Here is a 7,622-nt window from a genome sequence, read left to right on the forward strand (position 1 = left end):
CGTTGATGCCGCCCAGCAGCACCAGGTAGCGCGCGCCAGGCGCATCCAGCACGTCGGCCGCCAGCCGCGTCACCATGCTCGCGCCCTGGCTGTAGTCGCCCTGCGCCGCGGTCACCTGGTTGCCGTCGATGCCGTCGTTGACGACCGCGCGCTCGCAGCGCGCGGCCCGCAGCCGCCCGGCCAGGCGTTCCGGATAGCTGCCGCCCGGGCTGGCGCGGAAACCGTTGGTGATGGAATCACCCAGGGCGACGATCGCGTCGGTTGCCGGGGCGGCTTCGACGTCCACGCGCGTCAGCCAGTCGTAGCCGGGAGCGATGGCCGGCTGCGGTAGCCGCGCGGCTTGCGTGAAATCCCCGGCAGCGGAAATCGCCTGGCCATAGCGCGCATCCGGATGCCAGGTGGAGGCGACCGCCGCCGCGGGCACGAACAGGCTGACCGCGACCTCTTCGCCGGCACGCACGCGCATGGCGACCGGATCGCTGTCGACGGCGCCGCCGGCGGGAATCGTCACCTCGTGCGCGCCATCGAAGGCGACAGGAGCGAAGGAACCGTCGGCCACGGCGAACGGCGGTCCTGCCGCGGGCCGGCCTACCGTGACCGCGCCGAAGTGCAGCGGCCGGTCGCCGTAGCGGTTGTCCAGATGCAGGCGCAGGCCTGCCCCGCCCGCCTCCAGGCGCACCACCTGCCGTAGCGTGCGCCCATCCACGTCCGAATTGCGCGGCGGCGCGCGCAGCACCGGGTTGGCGACCATCGGCGCGCGCAACGGGGCGGCGGCCCATGCTGCCACCCAGTGGCATTGCCCGGCGTGCGATGGCCCGGCGCTGGCCGGCGCGCCCAGCGCACCGGCCAAGGCCATCAGCATGCCGGCGCGCGTTCTCCGGCTGGCGATCGAGATCATGCGCACGCTCCCTTTGAAGGAAGCGGAGGCGGCGACGGCGGCCGGGAAGGAGTACCGCCATCGCCGTCCCGCTTACAGCTTGAAGCGCACGCCCACGCCGACGGTGCGGTCCTGGTAGCGGATGTCGCGCGGCCGCGAGTTGCCGTCGCCCCAGTACTGGTGCAGGTCCTGGCCGGTCAGGTTGGTCGCCGAGAGCACCACGGTGGTGTACGGATTGACGTCGTAGCCGACCGAAAAGTCGAGCTGGTTGGCCGGCTCGATCTCGTCGTGGTTGCCGGCCACCGTCGGCTGGGTGAAGAAGTCGATGAAGCGGCTGCGGTAGTTGTAGGCCAGGCGCGCCGAGAAACCGTACTTCTCGTACATCAGCACGGCATTGCCGTTGCGCTTGGACACGTTCTGCAGCGGCGAAGCCACGACCGGGCCGCCGATGAACTGCGGCGAGCGGGTCGAACCATCGATGTAGGTGAAGTTCAACTGCACGCCCAGGCCGCTCAACGCGCCGGGCAGGAAGTCGAAGAACTGCTGGTAGGCCACCTCGGCGCCATCCAGGTGGCCGCTGCCGGCGCTCTGCGGCGAGGACAGCTGGTAGGCCTCGCCGTTGATCGTCACGTTGGTCACGTAGTTCTGGATGTAGCCGTTGATGTCGCGGTAGAACACGCCGCCGCTGACGTAGCCGGCCGGGGCGAAGTACCACTCCAGCGAGGCGTCGTAGTTGTTCGACTTGATCGGCTTGAGGTCCGGATTGCCGCTGGCGGCTGCGCCGGCGCGGTTGATCGTGCCCGGGTTGAGCGAGATCGACGGGTTGAGCTGGCCGAAGCCCGGGTAGGTCACCGTCTTGGCGGCCACCAGGCGCAGCTGCAACGCGTCGGTGAAGTGCAGGTTGAAGCTGAGGTTGGGCAGGTACACCGGTTCGCTGGTGTCCACCGACAGCGGCGAGTAGACGCTGGTGGCCGCATTGAAGGAGTACGCGTCGAGGTTGCGCTTGACGCGCTCGACGCGCATGCCCATCAGGCCGTCCACCGGCAGCCCGAACAGCGTGGTGGCGTAGGCCGCCTGCAGGTAGCCGGCGAAGGTCTTCTCGTCGATGTTGTAGTAGCGGCCCGGGTTCACCGGCGGCCGGCCTGCCGGCAGGCCGTACAGGGCGCGGATCGCGTCGGCGTTGCCGGTGAGGTAGTCGAAGCAGCCGGTCAGCCAGGAAACCGGGATCGCCGAGGTGGTCGGCATCGAGCAGAAGTAGCTGCTCGGGAAGCGCGCGAGGACCTGGTTGGCCGGGTTGGGCGTCGCGACGATGTTGCCGGTGCCGGCGCCGCCCGGCGGCGGCGTGGAGCGTTCCACGCTGCCGGTGTACTGCGCCTTGTGGTCGGCGTAGCGCAGGCCGAAATCCAAGTAGCTGAAGAAGCTGCCGTTGATGTCCAGGTTGCCGTCGCCGCGCCATGCGTACTGCTTGCCGCGCTGGGTGTTCCAGGTCTGGAACAGGCCGTTGAGGTAGTAGTTGTTCGGGTTCAGCTGCATGTTGTTGCCCAGCGACCAGTTCTGCTGGTTGCCGGCGGTGCCGTTCCACACCGTGGTCACCGGGCCCTTGAGGAAGGTGTCGACGATGAAGGTGTTGACGTCGAACGAGGTCGAGCCGTAGGACAGGTCCGAGCTCAGGCGCAGCCGGTCGCCCTGCCACTTCACCCCGACCGCGTGCTGCATGTCGCGGCCGTGCTGCACGTGCGCCTGGGTGCTGGTCGCCGCGTAGGTGTTGCCGGTCCAGCTGCCGCCGGAGGCGTCGCAGATGGTCTGGCCAGCGTAGGGCGAGCCGTTGAGCTGGTCGGCGTAGCAGTGGTTGCCGACGGTCAGGTTGCTCGGCGTCACCGCACCGACCGGAAAGGAGAAATAGAACGGCTGGTTGTAGTCGTCCGAATCCCAGGCGTACAGGCCCTCGGCGTAGACCTCGGTGCTGTCGTTGGGCTTCCACTGCAGCGCGTAGTTGAGCTCGGGGCGCTGGCGGTAGCCGATGTTGTAGTCGGCGCCGAAGCCGTTGGGCGCGGCGATCAGGTTGCCGCCGGCGGTACGCATCGGCGTGCCGGTGCCGTCGGTCAGCACCTTCGGGAAGTCGCCCCATACCGCGTTGTACTGGTAGTGCTGCGCCATGAAGCTGGCGTTGGCCAGCGCGCCGACCTCGCCGATGCCGGTCTGCCAGCGGTCGCTCATCAGCACGCTGAAGTTGGGATCGGTGCGGCCGCCGTACTTGCTGTGCGTGGCGGTGTAGGTCGCCGCGACCTTGGCGCCGTCGAAGTCGAACGGGCGATACAGCTGCATGTCGACCACGCCGGCGATGCCGCCGTCGGGCAGGCTCGCCTCGCTGCTCTTGTAGACCTGCACCGTCTTGACCGCCGTGGCCGGCAGGTTCTGGAAGGCGAAGCCGCGGCCCACGCCGCTGAAGATCTCGCGGCCGTTGAGCGTGGTGATCACGTTCGGCAGGCCGCGCACCACCACCGAGCTGGTCTCGCCCTGGAAACCCTGCGCGATCTGCACGCCGGTGATGCGCTGCATGGCGTCGGCCACGCTGTTGTCCGGCAGCTTGCCGATGTCCTCCGCGACGATCGAGTCGACCACCATGCGCGCGTCCTGCTTGAGCGTCTGCGCGCTGGAAAGGCTCTGGCGCAGCGGCGTCACGGTCACCTGCGAAAGATCGACCACGCGCTTCTTGGCATCGCGTTCGGCGGTGCCCTTCTTCGGCGCCTTGGCCTGGCCCGCCTGCGCCGTATCGGTCGATTGCGCGGCATCGGCGGGCGCCGGCGCGTTTTGCGCATGCGCCGGGGCGAACGCCGCGGCGATCGCGGCAGCGAGGATCGTCACGGAAATACGGTTGCGGTACATGAGTGGAAACCTCCCGTCAGAAGATCGTTGGCCGCCGGTCGTGCCGGGGGCGTTCTTGGTCTGGCCCGCCGCGGGTGCGCGCACCGCGCGGCGGGAAAATGGGGAAAACCTCACGGCGTCGTCGCGCCGGCCGGTGCGGGGTAGCTCGCCGCCGCTGCCGGCACCACGCCGCGCGGCGCATGCGAGAGCGCGCGCAGGACGTCGGCCTCGCGCTGGCGGTAGGGGGTACCGTCGCCGTGCAGCAGGTCGTGGAACCACAGCGTCGGCGGCTGCAGGGTGTAGGGACGCCGCCAGGAATCCCACGGCAGCGTGGTCTGCGTGCGCCCTTCGACGAAGCCCCAGTTGACCATGCCCACGTCGAGCTTCTTGGCCAGCGGCAGCACGCCGTCGATGGTGGAGCCCGCGCCGCGCGCCATGTACTCGGTGCAGATCAGCGGACGGCCGTAGCGCGCCAGCTGCTTCACGCGGCCGGCGAATTCCTCCGGCCAGCCGTAGTTGTGGAAGCTGATCACGTCGGACTGTTCCAGCTGCGTGCGCTCGACCGCATTGAGCTTGGCCGGATCGGACCAGTCCTCGTCATGCCACAGGCCGCTGGTGAGCGGCTGCGTGGGCGAGGCGCTGCGCGCCCAGGCGAACACCTGCGGCAGCAGCCGGGCGACCAGCGCCACCTTGTCCTTCGGCTCGCGCGCGTCGTAGTCGCCGCCGCCGGGGTTGTCCGGTTCGTTCCACACGTCCCAGGCGAGCACGCGCGGGTCTTTCGCAAAGTGCCCGACGATGTCCTTCACGTACCGCTCCAGCCGCGGGTACTGGCCGGGGTCGGCCATCGCCACGCCCGGGCTCTGTACCCAGCCGGAGTTGTGCACGCCGGGGATCGGCGGATGTTGCGGACCCAGCTTGGGCTCGGGATCCCAGCAGGAATCGAACAGCACGAAGATCGGCTTGATGCCGTGCTTGTGCGCGATGGCAAGGAACTGGTCGATCCGCTGCGTGAAGCCCTGCGGGTCCTGCTGCCACAGCAGGTCATGCAGGAACACGCGCATGGTGTTCATGCCCAGCTGCTGCGCCCAGCCCAGTTCCTTGTCGATGCGTGCCGGATCGAAGGTGGCTGCCTGCCACATCTCCAGTTCGTTGATGGCGTTCGCCGGCACGTAGTTGCTGCCCAGCGGCCAGGACTGGTGTGCGTACCAGGCGTGCGCCTGCGCCGGTGTCCAGCGCGCCGGGGCATCGGCGGCCGGCGTGCGCGGGGCGATGAGCGCCGCCGTAGCGAATGCCAGGGCCAACAGTGCGTGTTTCATGCCATCTCCCTCGTAGTGCGTTGCGCTTGCGCCGGGCAAACGCTCCCCCTGGGCGCCCGCCTCGGGCGCCCTTGCGGTGTGGTCGGCCGGGTCAGCGCGCGCTGCGCGCCGGCTCGGTGGTGAAGCGGTAGACGATCAGGTTGCGATAGGTATGCCCAGGGTCCAGCCGAGCCGAGCCGAAGGCCGGCTGGTTGGGCGTGTCCGGATACAGCTGCGGCTCCAGCACGAACGCGTCGCCCTGGCGGTACACGTGCCCACCGGTGCCCACGGTCGTGCCGTCGAGAAAATTGCCCGAATAGAACTGCAGGCCCGGCTGGTCCGAGCTCAACGTGAGCACGCGGCCCGAGCGCGGGTCCTCCACGCGCGCGACCATGCGCGGCGCCGGCGCCGCCTTGCGGCTGATCACCCAGTTGTGGTCGTAACCGCGGCCGTTGAGCAGTTGCGGATCGGCGATGCGGATGTCGCGGCCGATCGCCTTGGGCTTGCGGAAGTCGAACGGCGTGCCGGCGACCTGGCGGATCTCGCCGGTGGGGATGGAGCCGGCGTCGACCGGCAGGAACGCATCGCCGGCGATGGTCAGGCGCTGCTCCATCACGCTGCCCGAGCCCTCGCCCGAGAGGTTCCAGTAGGCGTGGTTGCTGAGGTTGACGAGGGTGGGCTTGTCGGTGGTGGCGCGGTACTCGATCGACAGCCGGTCCTGGTCGTCCAGCGTGTACACCGCGGTGACCGACAGCTTGCCGGGGTAGCCCATGTCGCCATCCGGGCTGACGTAGGTCAGCGTCACGCTGGCCTTGTCCGCGTCGTGGTTCACCGCCGCCACGGTCCACAGCACCTTGTCGAAGCCGCGCGTGCCGCCATGCAGCGAATTGGGGCCATCGTTGACCGGCAGCTGGTAGGTGCGGCCGTCCAGAACGAAGCGGCCCTTGGCGATGCGGTTGGCGTAGCGGCCCACCGTGGCGCCGAAATACTGCGGCTTCTCCAGGTAGCCCTTGAGCGTGGGATAGCCAAGGGCGATGTCGGCCAGATGCCCGTCGCGGTCCGGGACGCTGACCGACTGCAGGCTGGCGCCGTATGCGATCACCCGCGCGGACAGCCCGTGCGAGTTGGTCAGCAACACCGAATCCACGCTGCGGCCGTCCGGCATCGTGCCGAAGGTTTCGCGCTTGGCCGCGCTCCCGGCATGCGCGGTCATCGACAGCGCCACCAGCCCGAGCATCGAACCCATCCACCCTGCACGTCGCATGTCCCCAGCATCCCTTTGCCACCCGTCGGAGTGGAGGCATGCAAGCACATTGTATGATTATCGTGCAAGTGTTCCGGCGCCTGGAAAATTTCTTTGTGCGTCGCGGCACTGCAGGCGCCGCGACGTGCGCGACGGTCGCCTTTCGCATGGCGATGCGGTTTTCCCGCAAGGCACTCGGGCAGGGTACTGGCCGATCGGGCGCCGCAAATTTCGCAGCGCATCATCGGCGCATCGAGGGCCCGTTCGGATGCGCCGGAAAAATTGCGCTGTCGCACCTTGGCAGAACGCGCATCCAGTGCTTATAGTCGGTTTGTATGACAAACCGCTTGGGCACCGCCGGCGCCCGCCGGCACGCAATGGACAACGCCACTTGGGACTGCACCACATGAGGAAGCCGATCGCCGTCCGCAGCCTGTATGGACACGTGATGCACGAGCTCGGGCAACGCATCGTGAGCGGCAAGGTCAAGCCGGGCGAGGTGCTGCCGCGCGAGGAGACGCTCGCCGAAAGCCTGCAGGTCAGCCGCACCGCGTTGCGCGAGGCGCTCAAGGTGCTCTCGGCGAAAGGCCTGATCGAATCGCGTACCGGCGTCGGCGCGCGCGTGCTGGAGAAGCGCCACTGGAACCAGCTGGACGCCGACGTGCTGGCCTGGCGCTGCGCCTCGATGCCGACCGACGACTTCGTCGACAAGCTGGTGGAGATGCGCGAGGTGATCGAGCCGGCCGCCGCCGCCAGCGCCGCGCGCCGGCGCACCACCGAGCAGCTGGCCGCGATCGACACCGCCTACCGCGCGATGGACGCGGCGCAGACGCTCGACGAATGGACCGCTGCCGACCTGCAATTCCACGACGCGGTGCTGCACGCCACCGGCAACGAGCTGCTGCAGTCGCTGTTCTCGGTGATCGAGACCGCGCTGGGCACCTTCTTCACCCTGTCGGCGCGCACCGCCAGCACCTTCAAGTAGTCGCTGCCCCATCACCTGAAGGTGCTGGAGGCGATCCGCCGCAAGCAGCCGGAGGTGGCGCGCAAGGCGATGCAGTCGATGATCGCCGACTCGCAGGCGAACCTGCAGCAAAGCCGCGGCCGCGCCCGCAAAAAGGCCAGCGCGTGATCACGCCGCTGATCGGCCTGGACTGGGGCAGCACGCGGCTGCGCGCCTACCGCTTCGACGAGGCGGGCGGCGTGGCGCAGACGCGCGCGCTGCCCTGGGGCAGCCGGCACCTGCCCGAAGGCGGTTTCGCCGAGGCGTTCGCGCAGGCGGTCGAGGGTTGGCCGCGCGCGCCGGTGCTGGCCTGCGGCATGGTCGGCAGCCGCGGCGGCT

Annotated in this window: 7 protein-coding genes; 3 read left to right on the forward strand and 4 right to left on the reverse strand. The window is 69.1% G+C overall.

Annotation, left to right across the window (positions count from 1 at the left end; translation table 11 throughout):
• The 4 genes from HOQ08_RS11655 to HOQ08_RS11670 all read right to left on the reverse strand — a co-directional run.
• Nucleotides 1–898: GDSL-type esterase/lipase family protein (locus HOQ08_RS11655; protein ID WP_343203819.1), on the reverse strand; the 898-nt coding region annotated here is incomplete at its 3' end.
• Between the two features lie 72 nt (nucleotides 899–970).
• The gene (locus tag HOQ08_RS11660) at nucleotides 971–3,763 is read right to left on the reverse strand and encodes a TonB-dependent receptor (RefSeq protein ID WP_291194865.1); all 2,793 of its coding nucleotides are present in this window, start codon (nucleotides 3,761–3,763) and stop codon (nucleotides 971–973) included.
• Nucleotides 3,764–3,873: 110 nt separating this feature from the next.
• Complete coding sequence (locus tag HOQ08_RS11665; RefSeq protein ID WP_291194868.1) at nucleotides 3,874–5,058, reverse strand: cellulase family glycosylhydrolase; 1,185 nt, start codon at nucleotides 5,056–5,058, stop codon at nucleotides 3,874–3,876.
• Nucleotides 5,059–5,149: 91 nt separating this feature from the next.
• Complete coding sequence (locus HOQ08_RS11670; protein WP_291194871.1) at nucleotides 5,150–6,301, reverse strand: aldose epimerase family protein; 1,152 nt, start codon at nucleotides 6,299–6,301, stop codon at nucleotides 5,150–5,152.
• A gap of 385 nt (nucleotides 6,302–6,686) precedes the next feature.
• On the opposite strand from HOQ08_RS11670, the gene HOQ08_RS11675 reads away from it, so the two are divergent.
• From HOQ08_RS11675 to HOQ08_RS11685, 3 genes are all read left to right on the forward strand, one after another.
• Nucleotides 6,687–7,265, forward strand: a complete 579-nt coding sequence (locus tag HOQ08_RS11675; protein WP_291194874.1) for a FadR/GntR family transcriptional regulator — start codon at nucleotides 6,687–6,689, stop codon at nucleotides 7,263–7,265.
• Between the two features lie 21 nt (nucleotides 7,266–7,286).
• Complete coding sequence (locus HOQ08_RS11680; protein ID WP_291194877.1) at nucleotides 7,287–7,412, forward strand: hypothetical protein; 126 nt, start codon at nucleotides 7,287–7,289, stop codon at nucleotides 7,410–7,412.
• Nucleotides 7,409–7,622 (forward strand): 2-dehydro-3-deoxygalactonokinase (locus tag HOQ08_RS11685; protein ID WP_291194880.1); only part of this gene is annotated, 214 nt, incomplete at its 3' end. The genes HOQ08_RS11680 and HOQ08_RS11685, both read left to right, overlap by 4 nt.

The sequence above is a fragment of the Frateuria sp. genome, from assembly GCF_013362045.1.
Classification (GTDB): domain Bacteria; phylum Pseudomonadota; class Gammaproteobacteria; order Xanthomonadales; family Rhodanobacteraceae; genus Frateuria_A.